Raw genomic sequence first — 14913 nt, forward strand, 5'->3', positions numbered from 1 at the left:
ACCGTCAACAGCCCTGGAACGGAAATCAGCCCACCACCGGAACGTCGCTGTCTTCCTCTTCCTCGTAATCCGCCACGTCTTCTTCCGGCAGAGTGAAGCCGGCAACGGAAGACCGAAGCTCGGACGCCATTTCTGCCAGGTTACCGATAGACTTCGCAGTCGCGTTGGTACCGGAAGACGTCTGGGAGGTGATTTCCTGGATAACGTTCATGGTGTTGGAAATGTGCGCCGCCGACGAAGACTGCTGACGTGCAGCGTTGGAGATGTTCTGGATCAGTTCCGCCAGAGACATGGATACGTTCTCGATTTCCTCGAGGGCGATACCCGCGTCCTGGGCCAGACGGGCACCTCGAACCACCTCGGCGGTGGTGTGTTCCATGGAGATAACCGCTTCGTTGGTATCCGACTGGATCGTCTTAACCAGCGCTTCAATCTGCTTGGTCGCTGCAGAGGAGCGTTCCGCCAGTCGCTGTACTTCGTCCGCAACAACCGCGAAGCCCCGGCCAGCGTCACCGGCCATGGAGGCCTGGATCGCCGCGTTCAGGGACAGGATGTTGGTCTGGTCGGCGATGTCGTTGATCAGGGATACGATGTCACCGATTTCCTGGGAAGATTCACCCAGACGCTTGATCCGTTTGGAGGTCTCCTGGATTTGCTCACGGATGTTGTCCATGCCGCGGATGGTGTTCTGTACCACTTCCGCGCCTTTCTTCGCGATCGCAACCGACCGCTCCGCAACCGCGGAGGACTCGGCAGCGTTCGAGGATACCTGGTCGATGGACACGGCCATCTCGTTCACCGCGGCGGAGGCGCCGGCGATTTCCTGGGCCTGGTGCTCGGAAGCATCGGCAAGATGCATCGCAGTGGCCTGGGTTTCCTGAGCCGCTGACGCTACCCGCACGGCAGTACCACGAATCGCCTGAACCAGTCCGCGCATCTGGTCGATCGCGTAGTTGATGGAGTCGGCGATGGCACCGGTGAAGTCCTCGGTTACCGTGGCCTCGGTGGTCAAGTCACCATCAGCCAGGTCGGCCAGTTCGTCCAGCAGTCGCAGGATCGCGTTCTGGTTCTGCTCGTTCTGCTCTTGCGTAGTAGCCAGTCGGGCCTGGGCTTCGCGGTACAGGGCCAGACCGATAAACACAACAATGGCAACCATGGCGGCCAGGATCGCGAAGGCCAGGGTCGGGCTGACCAGACGTGAGCCGGACTGGGTCCGGAAGTTCTCGGCCAGTACAGAGAGTTCGGAAAGCAGGATCTCGGAATTCTGGAAGATGTCGCTGGCAGCAGTACGAACCTTGAAGAGGTCGGGAGAGGCTTCAAGGATTGCGTCTACGTTCTGGGAAACGAACTGGAACAGTTCATCGACAGCTTCGAGGCCGTAGATGGCGTCTTCGTCATTTACCTGAGAGATCCCCATGGCAGGGTTGCCGTTCAGCTGGCCTTCAAGCACTCGGCCGAATAGGCTCGCGTCACGACCGAAACGGTCCGCGGCAATAACCGCGTCTTCGTCACCGGAGAGTACGTTGTTAACCGAGCGAACAATCCGCTCCGCCAGGAGTGACTGACGCTGCGCCAGTGCGATCTGTTCGGCGGGGGCGTCGTTGTCGAGCAGGATCTGTACGATATCGTCGTACTCAACCTGCAGCTGCGGAATGGTTTCGTTCAGAGTCCGGGCAACTTCGTGGAGACCGAGCACCGCATCCTGGGTGGAGAGGATGCTGTCGGCGTTTTCCCGCACGGTGTTCCAGTTTTCCTGAACGCCACTCTGCTGGGCCAGTTCACTCGGCGGCAGACCGGTTTCCGGATTACCCTCGGTTACGTTGGTCCAGAGCTGCTGGAATTCGTCACGGGAGCGGCGCAGCTGGTTGAAGGCCTCGGCGGTACCGCCGGCAGCCTCGGTCGCGTTCTTCGCAATCTCCTGAGAGAGCACCCTCAGTTCGGCGGTGTTGGCGATGTATTCCTGATCGTTCTGGCTGTCTGTATTGATAATGAACAGCACCACAACGAGCAGGATAGTGAGTGCGATCAGCGCGGCGATCAGGCCGGCAACCAGCTTGTTGCCTCCCTGTCCCATACTGAGTCTTCCGGCTCTGTTCTTCATTTTCTGGCTCCCGGCCTCTTCAAGAAATTGGCAAGTTTGTTTTTTCGGGTTTCAGGCGGTCAGGGTGATGTTCCTGCCATTGTCACCACCCTTACCACTGTGCGACGTCAAGAAATCGTTCGTCCTCGAGCAGGTCGACGGCCGAAAACACTTTCCAGACTTCCTCGTTGCGTTCATAACCGCCTGAGACAAACGGTCGAACGTTTTCAGGCACGCCCTCGGGCGAATCCTTGAAACTGTCAGTTGCGAAATACTGCATGCCCAGCACACTATCGACGACCAGCCCGCTGAAAATGTCACCCTGCTCTACCACCAGCACGCGCCGTTCCCGCTGGCTACGGGAAGAGCGGGGAATATCGAAAAAGCCGGCAAGATCAACCAGGGGCAGGAGGCGGCCGCGAACATTGGCCGCGCCAAGCAAAAACGGGCGAACCCCCGGTATATGGGTAAACCGGGGAACGTGGAGGATTTCAGTGACTTCGCCCATGGGGGCAACGTACCGTTCGCCTGCGAGAACGAAGCCGATGCCGTTCCACAGTTCAACGGCTTGCTGTTGTTCCGGCAGGCCGGCAGCCAGCGACCGGCTGCGCGCGGCGATATCCGTCAGAACGGCAAAAGGGGCGGCCTGGGCGGACATGCTTACTCCACGGTTGGGGATCAGGCAATCAGACTGTTGATTGTTTTGATCAGGTCGTCTTCGTTAACCGGCTTGACCAGGTAACCCTTGGCGCCCTGGCGGGTGCCCCAAACTCGGTCAGTTTCCTGATCCTTGGTAGTTACGATGATGACCGGGATGGACGCGGTTTCCGGGGCGCGGGTCAGTTGGCGGGTTGCCTGAAAGCCGTTCAGGCCGGGCATAACGACATCCATCAGAACCAGATCCGGGGTCTCTGCACGAGCCTTGGCAACGCCGTCTGCGCCGTTGTCAGCTGTAAGCACCTCGTGCTTATGCTTCTCGAGGATCGTAGAGATTTTCTTAACCTCGGTAGGGGAATCGTCAACAATAAGAATGCGGGCCATGGTTTCCTCGATGGTTCTTTGGGTCAGCAGGTTTACTGTTCCGCCTGTGGAACATACTGGCGGATGGTATTGAGCAGCTCATCCTTACTGAACGGTTTGGTCAGATACTGGTCCGAGCCGACAATACGGCCCTTGGCCTTGTCGAACAGACCGTCCTTGCTGGAGAGCATGATAACCGGCGTCTTTTTGAAGGAGGAATTGTTCTTGATAAGTGCGCAGGTCTGGTAGCCGTCCAGTCGGGGCATCATGATATCGACAAAAATGATGTCCGGCTGTGAATCGGCAATCTTGGCAAGAGCGTCAAAGCCGTCAGTCGCGGTGATGACCTCACAGCCGACCTTTTTCAGAAGGGTTTCTGCGGTGCGACGTATGGTTTTACTGTCGTCGATCACCATGATCTTCAAGTTCTCGAAGTTGTCATCCATTGTCCAACTGCCTTGCGCTCAGCGACTGTCGTTATTTTAAAACGGGGGTTTTAACACAAACCTTAAGGTTCTTCTATAAACCCCGCTCATTTATAGATTATCAATGGCCGGATAAAAAGTATTAGTTTGTGACCAAATGTACTACTGCCCGCAACGTCACGTAACTGACTGAGGATTTCTCCGGATGCATTTGCAGTTCGGGTACAATACCATCTGATTTCAAAGCATAGCACCTAATGTCTGGTCCGCTCTGCAGACCGGTTCGTGTTTTTAACCCTCAGGAGTGCAGGAACGCCCATGACCGTCAGACTCGGGATCGTGATGGATCCGATTGAAGATATCCACTTCAAGAAAGACAGCTCACTGGCCATGTTGCTGGCTGCTCAGAAACGCGGTTGGAAAATCGAGTACATGGAGCTCCCCGACCTGTACCTGGACGGTGGCCGTGCCATGGCGCACACCCGTGACCTGACTGTGCACATGGATCCGGAAAACTGGTACGGCTTCGGGCCGTCCCAGGACCGGGCGCTGGGAGATCTGGATGTCATCCTCATGCGCAAGGACCCGCCGGTAGACCGGGAGTTCCTGATGGCCACCTATATACTGGAGGCGGCCGAGCAGCAGGGCGCTCTGGTTGTCAATCCCGCGTCCACGCTGCGCGACTGCAATGAGAAGCTGTTCGCCACGCAGTTTACTGACCTGACGCCGCCACTACTTGTCAGCCGTTCGGCGAGTCGCTTCCGTGAGTTCTACGCCGAACACGGCGATGTCATCATGAAGCCGGTGGACGGCATGGGCGGTCATTCGATCTTCCGTATCAGGGAAAACGATTTCAATCTCGGTGTCATCATCGAAACCCTTACCAACTATGGCACGCACCAGGCCATGGCCCAGAAATACATCCCCGAAATCAGCGATGGCGACAAGCGCATCCTGCTGATCGACGGTGAACCGGTCCCCTATTCGCTTGCGAGAATACCTTCTCATGGCGAGAATCGGGGCAATCTGGCCGCTGGCGGTCGGGGTGAGGGTCGTGAACTGACCGCTCGGGATCGCGAGATCTGCGAACGCGTTGCCCCGGTGATCAAAGAGAAGGGTCTCATTTTTGTGGGTCTGGATGTCATTGGTGACTACCTTACCGAAATCAATGTCACCAGCCCGACCTGTATCAGGGAACTCGATGCGGCCTTCGGGATCGATATTGGTGGCTTATTGATGGACGCGATTGCAAAGCGTCTGGGCCAGGCATAATCCGGTGATGGCGGCCGGACAGGTATAACGACAGGATCCATATCAGGAATGGCAGTTCAGGTAAGCGACTTCGACCGGTTTTCCTTCACCCTGTTTATGGCGCTGGCGGTGCACGCCATCGTGGTGCTGGGAATCACCTTTGCGCCTGAACCGCCCCGCTCCTCTGCCCAGACCATGGAAATTACCCTGTCCCAGTTTGACGATGAGGAAGCTCCGGAGAAGGCGGATTTCCTGGCCCAGACCAGTCAGAAGGGCAGTGGTACCGAGGAAGATGTTCGGGAAATGACCACCCCGCAACCGGCGGAGGTGAGCCAGCCGCAGGTAGCCCAGGTTCAACCCGAGCCTCCTGCGCAAACCGAGCCGCAGCCGCGTCAGGAAAAGCAGGTAGTTCAGACCGAAAGTTCTTCCAGTCAGAAGGTTCGCCAGCCTGAAGAGCGCACCAGGCCGGAAGAGGAGCCTCTGCCGGTTCGCGAGAAAAAGAGCCTGATGGAGCGCAGCCTCGAAATTGCCAGCCTTGAGGCCCGATTCGATGCCCAGCAGCAGGCTTATGCCCGCAAACCCAGGGTGATGCGGGTAACCGCCGCCTCTACGCTCAAGTCCACCAACGCCTGGTACGTTCAGAACTGGGTGAGCAAGGTCACGCGGGTGGGGAATATCAACTACCCGACCGAGGCGCGCAATGCCGGAATCTATGGCACACTGCGAATGCTGGTGTCACTCAAGAAAGACGGCACCATTAAAGAGGTGGCGATCCTGCAGTCTTCCGGCAGCACCGTCCTGGATGATGCTGCCATCCGTATAGTCAGGATGGCCTCACCTTTTGCACCATTTCCGGACGAAATGCGGAAAGAGGTGGATGAACTCGAAATCATACGTACCTGGTCCTTCCAGCGTCGGGGGCTGACATCCGGATGACAGCATCAAAACACTCTCCCCATAGCTTGCGCCACCAGTTCCTGGTGGCATCGCCCTATCTCGCTGATCCCCGTTTCCATGGCGGCGTGATCTACATTTGCGAGCATTCTGACGACGGTGCCCTGGGGTTAATGATCAATCAGCCGCTGGACATCCACCTTGGTGAAATCCTGGAACAACTGGACCTGCCAGGCGGCGAGCTGGATCTGCCGGTATTCAGCGGTGGTCCGGTGCAGCCGGAACGCGGCTTTGTGCTGCATCCCCCAGGCACCAGCTGGCAGAACACGGCGAAGGTCACCGACGATGTTTTGCTGACCACATCCCGCGATGTATTGGCAGGCATTGGTCGTGGCGAAGGTCCCGACGAGTACCTGGTGGCATTGGGCTATTCCGGCTGGAGCGAAGGGCAGCTGGAAGAGGAACTGGGCAGTAACGCCTGGCTCACCTGTCCGGCCAACACCGACATCCTGTTCCGTACTCCCTGGGAAGAGCGCTACAAGGCGGTGCTGCAGCTGATCGGAATTGATCTCAATCAGCTCAGCGAATCGGTCGGTCATGCCTGAACCGGCCAGCCGTCGCGTCATGGCGTTCGATTTTGGCACCCGCCGTATTGGCGTCGCGGTCGGTCAGGAGTTGCTTGGATCCGGCCAACCGGTGGCTCTGATTCCTGCCCGAGACGGTATCCCCGATTGGCAACAGATTGAGTCCCTGCTCGAGGAGTGGCGTCCGGACCTGGTCGTGGTCGGTTTGCCCCTCAACATGGACGACACCGAAAACGATATGTGTGCCCGGGCGCGCAAATTCGGCAAGCGCCTGCATGGGCGCTACCACGTGCCGGTCGAGATGGTGGACGAGCGGCTCACCAGCTTCGAGGCCAAGGGTGAAGTGATGGCCGCCGGAGGCAGTCGTGATTTTGGTCGCCACGGAGTGGATGACCGGGCCGCGGTGCTGATCCTGGAAACCTTTTTTCAACAGTGAGGACCGAATGACGGCATTGCTTGATATTGATCAGTTGCTTGACCAGATGGAAACCGGGCTGCGTCAGGCGCTCCAGCAACGGGGCGTGCAATCCCCGGTCCTGATCGGTATACGGACCGGAGGAGTCTGGCTGGCCAACGTGCTGAGCAAACGCCTTGGCATCGAAGAGCCGTTGGGCGAACTGGACATCTCCTTCTACCGCGATGATTTCAGCCGCATCGGTCTGAATCCCCGGGTGAAACCCTCGAGTCTGCCCTTCGATACCGAAGGTCGTGACATCATCCTGATTGACGATGTCATCATGAGCGGCCGGACGATCCGGGCGGCCATGAATGAGATCTTCGATTATGGCCGTCCAGCCAGTATCATACTGGCCACCCTGATTGACCTCGGTGCCCGGGAATTGCCCATCCAGCCGGATGTGGCTGGCAAGACAATGGCGTTGGAAGCCCATCAACGCGTCAAACTGCGTGGCCCCGACCCGCTCCGTATCGAGCTTCAGGAAGCCGGACAATAAACCTCCGAATCGGATAACAGGCGACCCATGACCGCGAACGACTCTTCCCCGCACCACTTGCAGCTGACCCGGGATGGTCAGTTGCGGCATTTCCTCACTCTCGACGGTCTGGATCGGGCGCTGCTGACCGACATCCTGGACACTGCGGACTCCTTTATCGAGGTCGGTGAGCGAACCATCAAGAAAGTGCCACTGCTTCGCGGGCGAACCGTGGTAAACCTGTTTTTCGAGTCCAGCACCCGAACCCGCAGTACCTTTGAGCTGGCGGCCAAGCGCCTCTCTGCGGATGTGCTCAACCTGGATATCAGCACCTCGGCCACCTCCAAGGGCGAATCCCTGTCTGACACGCTGCTGAACCTGGAAGCCATGGCCAGCGACATGTTTGTGGTCCGGCACTCCCAGAGTGGTGCGCCGCATTTTATCGCCGAGAGCGTGACGCCTGGCGTCGCCATCATCAACGCCGGTGATGGTCGCCACGCTCACCCGACGCAGGCCATGCTGGATATGCTGACGATTCGCCAGCACAAGGGGCGTTTCGAGGGCCTCAAAGTCGCTATCGTTGGCGACGTGCTGCACTCCCGAGTGGCCCGCTCCCAGATCCGGGCTCTCAACGAGCTGGGTGCCGAGGAAGTTCGCGTCATTGCCCCGGGAACCCTGCTTCCCAAAGACGTGGAAAGCCTCGGCTGCACGGTGGAATACGACATGACCCGCGGGATGAAGGATCTGGATGTGGTCATTATGCTGCGACTGCAGAAAGAGCGGATGGAAGGCGCATTGCTGCCCAGCGAGCGCGAGTTCTACCGGCTCTACGGCCTGAACCAGCAAAAACTGGCGTTGGCCCATCCGGAATGCATCGTTATGCACCCGGGGCCGATCAATCGGGGCGTTGAAATCGAATCGGCGGTTGCCGACGGACCACAGTCGGTCATTCTGAACCAGGTGACCAACGGCATCGCCATCCGGATGGCGGTCATGTCCATGGCCATGGGTGGCCAGGTTTCAGAACGGCAGCAGAAATTGAGTGAGAGGGGCCAGGCATGAGCAGTGTCAACACATCCGGAACCAGCCTGAAGATTACCGGAGGCCGACTGTTCGATGGTCAGGGCCCGGAGCAGCAGAATACCGCGCTGCTGATCCGGGATGGCCGTATTGCCGCGATGGGCGAAGCTGCCGCCCGGGCACAGGCCGACGAGACAATCAGCGCCGAGAACGCTGTCATAACGCCGGGGTTTGTCGATCTTTGCTGTAACCTCCGTGAGCCGGGCAATGGCCAGAAAGGCAATATTGCCTCGGAAACTCTCGCAGCGGCTCATGGCGGTTTCACGACGGTCTGCGCTTCGCCGGAAACCTCGCCAGTGAATGATTCCAGTGCCGTCACCCATCTGATCCGGGACGGCGCCGCCAGCCGGTCGCCGATCCGGGTGTTGCCCATTGGTGCCATCACCCGGGGTCTGGAGGGTGATTTGCTCAGCGACATGGCGGGCCTGGCCTCAGCGGGTTGTGTCGCTGTGGGTAATGGCTCCCGGGGCGTGCGCAACGCCCGTATCTTGCGCCGCTGCATGGCCTACGCCCAGACCTTTGGTTTGACGGTGATGTTCAGTCCCGAGAACCAGGCCCTGGCAGCCGACGGCTACGCCCACGACGGCCTGGTAACATCTCGCTTGGGCCTGCTCGGTATTCCGGAAGTGGCGGAAACCGCCGCGGTGATGGAAATGCTGTTGCTGGCGGAGGAGACCGGGGTACGGTTGCATCTGAGCCAGCTCTCCTGTGGTCGCAGTGTTGAAATGCTGGCTGAAGCCCGCCGCCGCGGCATTGCGGTAACCGCCGATGTGGCTATGCACCAGCTTGTGTTCACCGAGGAGGCCCTGGCCGGTTTCGACAGCCGCTTCCATGTTCGGCCTCCTCTGCGCGGCGAGGGCGATCGGAAGGCGTTGATAGCCGGTGTTCGGGACGGTGTGATTGATGCCATTGTCAGTCAGCATCAACCTCACGATACCGCCGCCAAGCAGGCGCCCATGGCAGCCACCGAGCCGGGACTGTCGAGCATTGAGAGTGTGCTGTCGCTGGGGCTGGAACTGGTGGAGATGAATGAGCTGGCACTGCCTGATCTGATTCGCGCGCTGACCAACGGTCCGGCTTCCGCGCTGGGCAGAACAGCCCGCCTTGCCGAGGGCGAAATCGCTGATGTCTGTGTGTTTGATCCTGATGCCTTCTGGACACCGAACTCGAAAACACTGGTTTCAGCCGGTCGCCATGCGCCGGTGACCGATCGCGAACTGCCGGGTGTCGTCCGGCTTACTCTCAGTGAGGGTCGAAAGGCCTGGCCAAAGCCGGCAATCTGAATCCGGCTCAGGCGACAAAGTGCGGCAGGGGTTGCGGAACCTCTGTCGACACCATCACAGAATCCCCCCTTTTTGCTGAAAAACCCTTGATGGCAGGCACCTGTGCCAACGTATTCTTGTAGCCGTCGCCCTATGGTCGACCAAGGAAAGCGTGGCCTGACCGGCTCATTTTCACAGACCGGCGCCCGACAATAATAACCAGGAGTCATCCCGTGAAATCAGCAAACCTCCCCCAGCGGGTAGCTTTGGCAGCTGCCCTCTGTGCCAGTCTGGTATTCCCCTCGATGGGGCAGGCACAGGCGCAGAACGAGCCTCTGGAACGCAGCTTTTGCGTTTTTGACCCGGTTGGTGCCAATGGTCCCCTGTTTGCCATCACCAAAACCTTCCAGCCGGTTGCGCTGAAAAACGGCATCAAGCTTGACCTTCGCGCCTACACCGATGAGAAGGTGGCCGCCGAGGATTTCAAGGCGGGCCAGTGCGACGCCGTGCTGCTCACCGGCACCCGGGCCCGGGAATTCAACAAGTTCACGGGCAGCCTTGAAGCCATGGGCGCAGTGCCCGGCGAAGAGGAAATGCGGCTGTTGTACAACACCCTCAGCCAGCCAAAAGCCCGGCCTTTCCTGATTGATGGTCCCTACGAGGTTGCCGGTGTATTCCCCGGGGGCGCCATTTACCTACACACCCGGGACCGCAACATCGATTCTGTTGAGAAACTGCAGGGCAAACGGATTGCAACCCTCGATTACGATCAGGCGTCCGTGCGGATGGTTCGCCATGTGGGGGCATCTGTGGTGGGGTCCAATTCCGCCAACTTTGCCGGCAAGTTCAACAACGGTAGCGTGGACCTGGCCTATGCTCCGGCCGTCGCCTACACACCACTGGAACTTTACAAGGGCGTTCAGCCCAACGGTGCGGTGGTCAAATATGCCCTCGGGTATATGAATTTCCAGGTAATCATTCACCGTGACCGGTTCCCGGATTCCGCCGGCCAGATGGTGCGTGACCAGGCCATCAAACGCATAGACGAGGCCTACGAGATTATTGCCCAGGCAGAGGCTGAAATTCCGGAAGACGTCTGGATGCAGCTGCCCCAGGAAGACACCGCTGAATACGACAAGATGCTGCGCAAGGTGCGTCTCTCGTTGCTGGAGGACGGTGTATACGATGAGCGGGCTATCAAGTTGATGAAAGCGATTCGCTGCCGGGTAGATGCCACTCGCTCCGAGTGTGCTTCCGTCGCCGGAACCTGATACAGGGGTAGAGCAGGCCCGCAGCTACGGGCCTGTGCCTGACTAGCGGATTTCGTCTTTGAGAGCCTTGCCGGCTTTGAAGCCTACGGTTTTGCTGGCAGGGATGCGAATGGTCTCGCCGGTTTGCGGGTTTCGTCCATCACGCGCTTCGCGGCTGCGGATGTTGAAAGTGCCAAAGCCGATCAGGGTGACATCCTCGCCACGGGAGGCGGCGGCCGATACCTGGTCGGTAAATGCGGTAATCACTTCGCTGGCCTTTTCCCGGGTCAGCCCGGTGCGGTCGGCAATGGCCGCGGCGAGTTCAGGTTTGCGCATCGGATACTCCTTTTATTGTATTTCTGCGGGTTCGGTCTGTACTGGCCGGAATCACAACGACTCTCGGTTGCTCCAATCTATAGTGGCTCGCGGCCCATTGTGCAAACCAAGGGGGGGCATAGGTGTGTGTAAATTGGCGTCATTTGCGGCATCGGTCGCATAAAAACGGGGCCCCCTGCGCCATAATGCGTGCCTTGTTACAGACTGTAACAAACCGGTTTCTCCGCCAGAGTCCGGGCTGTGCGATTGCAGCAGGGCTGCATCGGAACAAAAAACGCAAAAGGTGAAGAAGGTATGACCCATTTCCGGAATCCCTCCCGCAAGTCGCCATTTTCCGCGCGTCGAGTACGTAACCTTGTGGCGGCTTTCACGGCCAGTTTGGTCCTTGGCGGCTGCAGCGCGGTGAATCACGTGATGTACAAGACCACCGGAGATGTGATGCAGGGCTTCTCAAGGGATCACACGGTGCCTTTTCTGATGGAGAGCAACGATCTGGCCATGGGGTGCGCCATGAGCGAGGCGACTGCGCCACTGCTGATGTCCTTCGGCCGCGTTACCAATGAGCCGGACCAGTTGGCGGTGATGCTCTACCTCAGTGCCGGCGGCTGCGCCGAAGAAGAGGCGAGGGAGCACGAGCTGGCCGCACTTGCCGCCCTGAATGCCATGAACGGCAATGCGGCCGAGGATGCCATGATCCGGCAGAAGCGCGCACATAGCGTTGCTGCCCGGCGCTATTACAAGGCCTGGCAGCACCACAATGCCCATTACGGCAATCCTGCCGATGGCGAATGCCCGGATTTTGATGACGACATGGACGAGTTCATCTATATGGCGGGTCTTCTTTCCGGCCTCCAGGCGCTTAATGCCCAGATTCAGTCCACCTCGTCCATTGGCGTACCGGCGAACGTTGGCTCCATTGCCGCCCGGGCCACGAGCTGCCTCGATAATGAAAAATGGTGGGGTGCGCCCATGGCATTGCGGGCAACGGTGTGGGCGATGATTCCGGGTGCCCAGCCCGAGGGTGAGAACGCGTTTGAACGGCTGGCCATCGCCGACGATCAGGGCGAGGTTGCGGGGGTGCGTTTGCCCCACGTGTTCCACGCTATCGCGGCCCTGAACAAGGGAGACGAAGCCATGGTTCGTTCGGTGATCCGGGATCATGCCGAATCGATCGAGACTACGCCGGCCAATGAGCAGTGGCGGTTCGTGGACGCCATGGCCACCGATATGATCGTCGCGGTTTCTGACCGTCTCTGGGTTGAGAATACTGGGCACCGTACACCCGTGGGGCAGCTGGGCAGCTTCTGGGATGACCAGGCGGAAGCCGTTGAAACCATGGATCTGGACGATCTGCTCTAACCACTTCCTACCCAGAGTAATCAGTTATGTCGAAGGGCGGTTTTCATCGTAGCGGGCTGGAGTGGTTTTCATCGCTGCCCGCCTGTCTGTTATTGCTGGCGGTGGTCATTTTCTCCACGAGCAGCGACATCCACAATCAGATGCTTCGGGGCGGTGAACAGCTCTGGAGTGGCTATTACAAGTTGCGGATGGATCCGGTTCAGCCCACCTGTGACCCGAACCGGGATATCGACGCGGCGGTTGCTGAAGAAATGGCGGCGGATGCCGAGACGGATGACCCGATGGCCGCGTTGCTGGGGGCCGAGGAAAAAGACCCGGCTGACGTCCGGCTTGCCATCGAACGAGCGGTTGCTGACTGCCGCGAGGCCCACCAGAATTTCGAGAATCTCAGTGACCAACTGACACCAGGGGTGAAAGCCTACCGGGACATCGAGCTGTTTATTGCTGACCTGATCGCCTTTGGCCTGGAGTCACAGCGTTTCATTCTCGTGATCCTTGTCATGCTGTGTGCGGTTACCGCGACCCTCACTCGTCATCATATCGCCATGCGTGCGATGGAAACGCGGCTGGATTACACCGTCTCCCATACTCTTCAAACCATTGCCAATGCCATGCTGCTGGGCTCGAGCGCAATCTTTCGCCAGTCCAGCCTGGGTTCAGACACGGCGGTCTCGTCCGAAGAGTTGTTGCTGCACAATTTCTGGATTATCGGCTTCGCCTGCCTCACGCTGGCCAGCCTCTACCGGCTGTTCCGGGTGCCTGATGATCTTGAGGAGGGCGGCAGCCTGAACAAGGCCTTCCTGGCCGTTCCGCTCTATACCGTGATGTGTCTGATCTCCGGCACCTATTTTGCCCTGATCGGACACGCGTCGGGGATTGGTATCTATCTCGGCAAGATGATGGAGCTGTCCGACATGTTCCTGAACGTCGGTCTGTATGTGTGGGTGGGCATGATGCTCAAGCAGACCCGCCTGGCCACCCTGGTGTTCAATGTCTTCCGGCCCTGGCGCATGCCGCCGGAAATGCTGGCGGTTGTAGCGGTTCTGGTGGCTGCCGTGCCCACGGCCTACACCGGTGCCTCGGGCATCTTCGTCATCGCGGCCGGTGCCGTCATCTACAGTGAGCTGCGTGCCGCCGGTGCCCGGCGGCATCTGGCCCTGGCGGCGACCGCCATGTCCGGTTCCCTGGGTGTGGTTTTGCGTCCCTGTCTGCTCGTGGTTGTGATTGCTTACCTGAACCGGGAAGTTACCACTGATGAGCTGTTTGGCTGGGGCATCTGGGTGTTCGTGCTGACCGCCACCATGTTCGCGATTGTGGCCCTCAGTGTGAACCGACAGAGTGAATTCAACCTGGCGCCCTCTGCTGAAGCCTTCCCGGCCATGACGCAGGCGCTCAAACCCCTGATTCCCTACGTTCTGGTCATCGCTGCCGTGGTCCTGTTCTACCGTCTGGCGCTGGACGTGAGCATGGATGAATTCTCGGCGCCAAGGCTGCTGCCGGTGATCATGCTGGCAATCCTTGTGTACGAGCATGTCAGCCTGAAAAACCGGTCAGGAAAAGCCTCGGGAGAGATCAACCATCAGGGCCTGGAGCGAAGTCTCCGCGGCGCCACAAACGATACGACGGCGGAAATTGGCGCGCTGCTGCTGTTGCTGGGGCTGTCGGTCAGCATCGGTGGTGTGATCGAGCGGGCCCACCTGATGGAGGCTTTCCCGCAGTCGTTCGACAGTGCCTGGTCGGCCATGCTGCTGATGGTGGTGATCCTGGTGATCCTGGGCATGATCATGGACGCATTCGGTGCCGTGATCCTGGTGACCGCCACGGTTGCCACGATTGCCTATTCCAGCGGGATTCATCCTATCCATTTCTGGATGGTGACCCTGGTGGCATTTGAACTTGGCTACCTGAGCCCGCCGGTAGCACTGAACCATCTGCTGACCCGGCAGGTGGTTGGTGAGGCGGAAGTGCTGGCAGCCCAGCAGGAGGGAGGTACTTTTTACCAGCGCCATGAACGCATCATCATGCCGTTGATCGCCATGGGCATTTCGCTGGTGCTGGTGGCCTTTGTGCCGCTTATATTCTACGCCTGATTACAGGATGTGGGGCGACCGCTAGCGGTTGCCCCACATCTTCGACACCGCAGCATCTGAGCCCAACGTCCCGACAACCAACGACACGCCACCAATACCGAAGAAAACAAGCACGGGAATCAAGGCGCCTGCCTTACCGGTGTAAACGAGCATAGCCGTTGACACCGTCGCCAGAACGAGGAACAGGACGCCCACCACATTCAGCACGGTGCGGTGCGAATCTTTGTAGCTGGGCCCAACCTTTCCGGATTCCAGTGGTTTGAGAATAAACGAAAAGAGCTGGCGTAGACGCTGTTTCATGAAGCCGTTTCCTAGAGTGTGTTGGGCTATCATACAAAAAAAGCGCCGTG

Annotated in this window: 16 protein-coding genes; 10 read left to right on the forward strand and 6 right to left on the reverse strand. The window is 58.9% G+C overall.

Translation table 11 applies throughout. From position 1 onward, the window contains the following. Window positions 1–25 precede the first annotated feature (25 nt). The 4 genes from CFB02_RS15570 to pilG all read right to left on the reverse strand — a co-directional run bounded on the left by CFB02_RS15570 (window position 26) and on the right by pilG (window position 3546). Window positions 26–2101 (reverse strand): methyl-accepting chemotaxis protein, encoded by a 2076-nt coding sequence (locus CFB02_RS15570; RefSeq protein ID WP_172835837.1) that lies wholly within the window; start codon window positions 2099–2101, stop codon window positions 26–28. Between the two features lie 91 nt (window positions 2102–2192). Then, window positions 2193–2738 carry a chemotaxis protein CheW gene (locus CFB02_RS15575; protein WP_008172777.1) on the reverse strand — a complete coding sequence of 182 codons (546 nt, stop codon included), beginning with the start codon at window positions 2736–2738 and terminating at the stop codon, window positions 2193–2195. A 20-nt stretch (window positions 2739–2758) separates the two neighbouring features. Then, window positions 2759–3121: a twitching motility response regulator PilH gene (pilH, locus tag CFB02_RS15580; protein ID WP_088558729.1), complete on the reverse strand. Its 363-nt coding sequence runs from the start codon at window positions 3119–3121 to the stop codon at window positions 2759–2761. A 32-nt stretch (window positions 3122–3153) separates the two neighbouring features. Continuing rightward, window positions 3154–3546 (reverse strand): twitching motility response regulator PilG, encoded by a 393-nt coding sequence (gene pilG, locus CFB02_RS15585; RefSeq protein WP_008175635.1) that lies wholly within the window; start codon window positions 3544–3546, stop codon window positions 3154–3156. Window positions 3547–3843: 297 nt separating this feature from the next. On the opposite strand from pilG, the gene gshB reads away from it, so the two are divergent. The 8 genes from gshB (at window position 3844) to CFB02_RS15625 (ending at window position 10799) form a co-directional block, all read left to right on the forward strand. Then, window positions 3844–4797: a glutathione synthase gene (gene gshB / locus CFB02_RS15590; RefSeq protein ID WP_088558730.1), complete on the forward strand. Its 954-nt coding sequence runs from the start codon at window positions 3844–3846 to the stop codon at window positions 4795–4797. 48 nt (window positions 4798–4845) lie between these two features. Next, window positions 4846–5712, forward strand: a complete 867-nt coding sequence (locus CFB02_RS15595; RefSeq protein ID WP_088558731.1) for an energy transducer TonB — start codon at window positions 4846–4848, stop codon at window positions 5710–5712. Beyond that, the gene (locus tag CFB02_RS15600) at window positions 5709–6275 is read left to right on the forward strand and encodes a YqgE/AlgH family protein (protein ID WP_039882120.1); all 567 of its coding nucleotides are present in this window, start codon (window positions 5709–5711) and stop codon (window positions 6273–6275) included. The genes CFB02_RS15595 and CFB02_RS15600 overlap by 4 nt, the downstream gene beginning before the upstream one ends. Beyond that, window positions 6268–6690, forward strand: a complete 423-nt coding sequence (gene ruvX, locus CFB02_RS15605; protein ID WP_008175643.1) for a Holliday junction resolvase RuvX — start codon at window positions 6268–6270, stop codon at window positions 6688–6690. Before CFB02_RS15600 ends, ruvX begins: the two co-directional genes overlap by 8 nt. Before the next feature lie 7 nt (window positions 6691–6697). After that, window positions 6698–7207, forward strand: a complete 510-nt coding sequence (gene pyrR, locus CFB02_RS15610; RefSeq protein ID WP_088558732.1) for a bifunctional pyr operon transcriptional regulator/uracil phosphoribosyltransferase PyrR — start codon at window positions 6698–6700, stop codon at window positions 7205–7207. 27 nt (window positions 7208–7234) lie between these two features. After that, complete coding sequence (locus CFB02_RS15615; protein WP_008175649.1) at window positions 7235–8248, forward strand: aspartate carbamoyltransferase catalytic subunit; 1014 nt, start codon at window positions 7235–7237, stop codon at window positions 8246–8248. Next, window positions 8245–9549: a dihydroorotase gene (locus CFB02_RS15620; RefSeq protein ID WP_014578668.1), complete on the forward strand. Its 1305-nt coding sequence runs from the start codon at window positions 8245–8247 to the stop codon at window positions 9547–9549. The genes CFB02_RS15615 and CFB02_RS15620 overlap by 4 nt, the downstream gene beginning before the upstream one ends. A gap of 284 nt (window positions 9550–9833) precedes the next feature. Further along, entirely contained in the window at window positions 9834–10799 is a 966-nt protein-coding gene (locus CFB02_RS15625; protein ID WP_228743866.1) for a putative solute-binding protein, read from the forward strand. Between the two features lie 42 nt (window positions 10800–10841). On the opposite strand, the gene CFB02_RS15630 is transcribed toward CFB02_RS15625, so the two are convergent. Continuing rightward, window positions 10842–11114: an HU family DNA-binding protein gene (locus CFB02_RS15630; RefSeq protein WP_008175654.1), complete on the reverse strand. Its 273-nt coding sequence runs from the start codon at window positions 11112–11114 to the stop codon at window positions 10842–10844. 294 nt (window positions 11115–11408) lie between these two features. Here CFB02_RS15630 and CFB02_RS15635 point away from each other — a divergent pair, with 294 nt between their 5' ends. Beyond that, window positions 11409–12473, forward strand: a complete 1065-nt coding sequence (locus CFB02_RS15635) for a hypothetical protein (protein WP_088559274.1) — start codon at window positions 11409–11411, stop codon at window positions 12471–12473. Window positions 12474–12499: 26 nt separating this feature from the next. Next, window positions 12500–14563: a TRAP transporter large permease subunit gene (locus CFB02_RS15640; RefSeq protein ID WP_088558733.1), complete on the forward strand. Its 2064-nt coding sequence runs from the start codon at window positions 12500–12502 to the stop codon at window positions 14561–14563. Window positions 14564–14584: 21 nt separating this feature from the next. Here CFB02_RS15640 and CFB02_RS15645 read toward each other — a convergent pair whose 3' ends face one another. Then, the gene (locus tag CFB02_RS15645) at window positions 14585–14863 is read right to left on the reverse strand and encodes a hypothetical protein (protein WP_088558734.1); all 279 of its coding nucleotides are present in this window, start codon (window positions 14861–14863) and stop codon (window positions 14585–14587) included. Window positions 14864–14913 lie beyond the last annotated feature (50 nt).

Origin of the sequence: Marinobacter sp. es.042 (genome assembly GCF_900188315.1) — a bacterium.
Classification (GTDB): Bacteria; Pseudomonadota; Gammaproteobacteria; order Pseudomonadales; family Oleiphilaceae; genus Marinobacter.

Excerpts from the sequence above, each read along its gene's own strand:
- CFB02_RS15570 (WP_172835837.1), bottom strand. The coding sequence starts at position 2,101 with ATGAAGAACAGAGCCGGAAGACTCAGTATGGGACAGGGAGGCAACAAG.
- CFB02_RS15575 (WP_008172777.1), bottom strand. The coding sequence starts at position 2,738 with ATGTCCGCCCAGGCCGCCCCTTTTGCCGTTCTGACGGATATCGCCGCG.
- pilH (WP_088558729.1), bottom strand. The coding sequence starts at position 3,121 with ATGGCCCGCATTCTTATTGTTGACGATTCCCCTACCGAGGTTAAGAAA.
- pilG (WP_008175635.1), bottom strand. The coding sequence starts at position 3,546 with ATGGATGACAACTTCGAGAACTTGAAGATCATGGTGATCGACGACAGT.
- gshB (WP_088558730.1), top strand. The coding sequence starts at position 3,844 with ATGACCGTCAGACTCGGGATCGTGATGGATCCGATTGAAGATATCCAC.
- CFB02_RS15595 (WP_088558731.1), top strand. The coding sequence starts at position 4,846 with ATGGCAGTTCAGGTAAGCGACTTCGACCGGTTTTCCTTCACCCTGTTT.
- CFB02_RS15600 (WP_039882120.1), top strand. The coding sequence starts at position 5,709 with ATGACAGCATCAAAACACTCTCCCCATAGCTTGCGCCACCAGTTCCTG.
- ruvX (WP_008175643.1), top strand. The coding sequence starts at position 6,268 with ATGCCTGAACCGGCCAGCCGTCGCGTCATGGCGTTCGATTTTGGCACC.
- pyrR (WP_088558732.1), top strand. The coding sequence starts at position 6,698 with ATGACGGCATTGCTTGATATTGATCAGTTGCTTGACCAGATGGAAACC.
- CFB02_RS15615 (WP_008175649.1), top strand. The coding sequence starts at position 7,235 with ATGACCGCGAACGACTCTTCCCCGCACCACTTGCAGCTGACCCGGGAT.
- CFB02_RS15620 (WP_014578668.1), top strand. The coding sequence starts at position 8,245 with ATGAGCAGTGTCAACACATCCGGAACCAGCCTGAAGATTACCGGAGGC.
- CFB02_RS15625 (WP_228743866.1), top strand. The coding sequence starts at position 9,834 with ATGGGGCAGGCACAGGCGCAGAACGAGCCTCTGGAACGCAGCTTTTGC.
- CFB02_RS15630 (WP_008175654.1), bottom strand. The coding sequence starts at position 11,114 with ATGCGCAAACCTGAACTCGCCGCGGCCATTGCCGACCGCACCGGGCTG.
- CFB02_RS15635 (WP_088559274.1), top strand. The coding sequence starts at position 11,409 with ATGACCCATTTCCGGAATCCCTCCCGCAAGTCGCCATTTTCCGCGCGT.
- CFB02_RS15640 (WP_088558733.1), top strand. The coding sequence starts at position 12,500 with ATGTCGAAGGGCGGTTTTCATCGTAGCGGGCTGGAGTGGTTTTCATCG.
- CFB02_RS15645 (WP_088558734.1), bottom strand. The coding sequence starts at position 14,863 with ATGAAACAGCGTCTACGCCAGCTCTTTTCGTTTATTCTCAAACCACTG.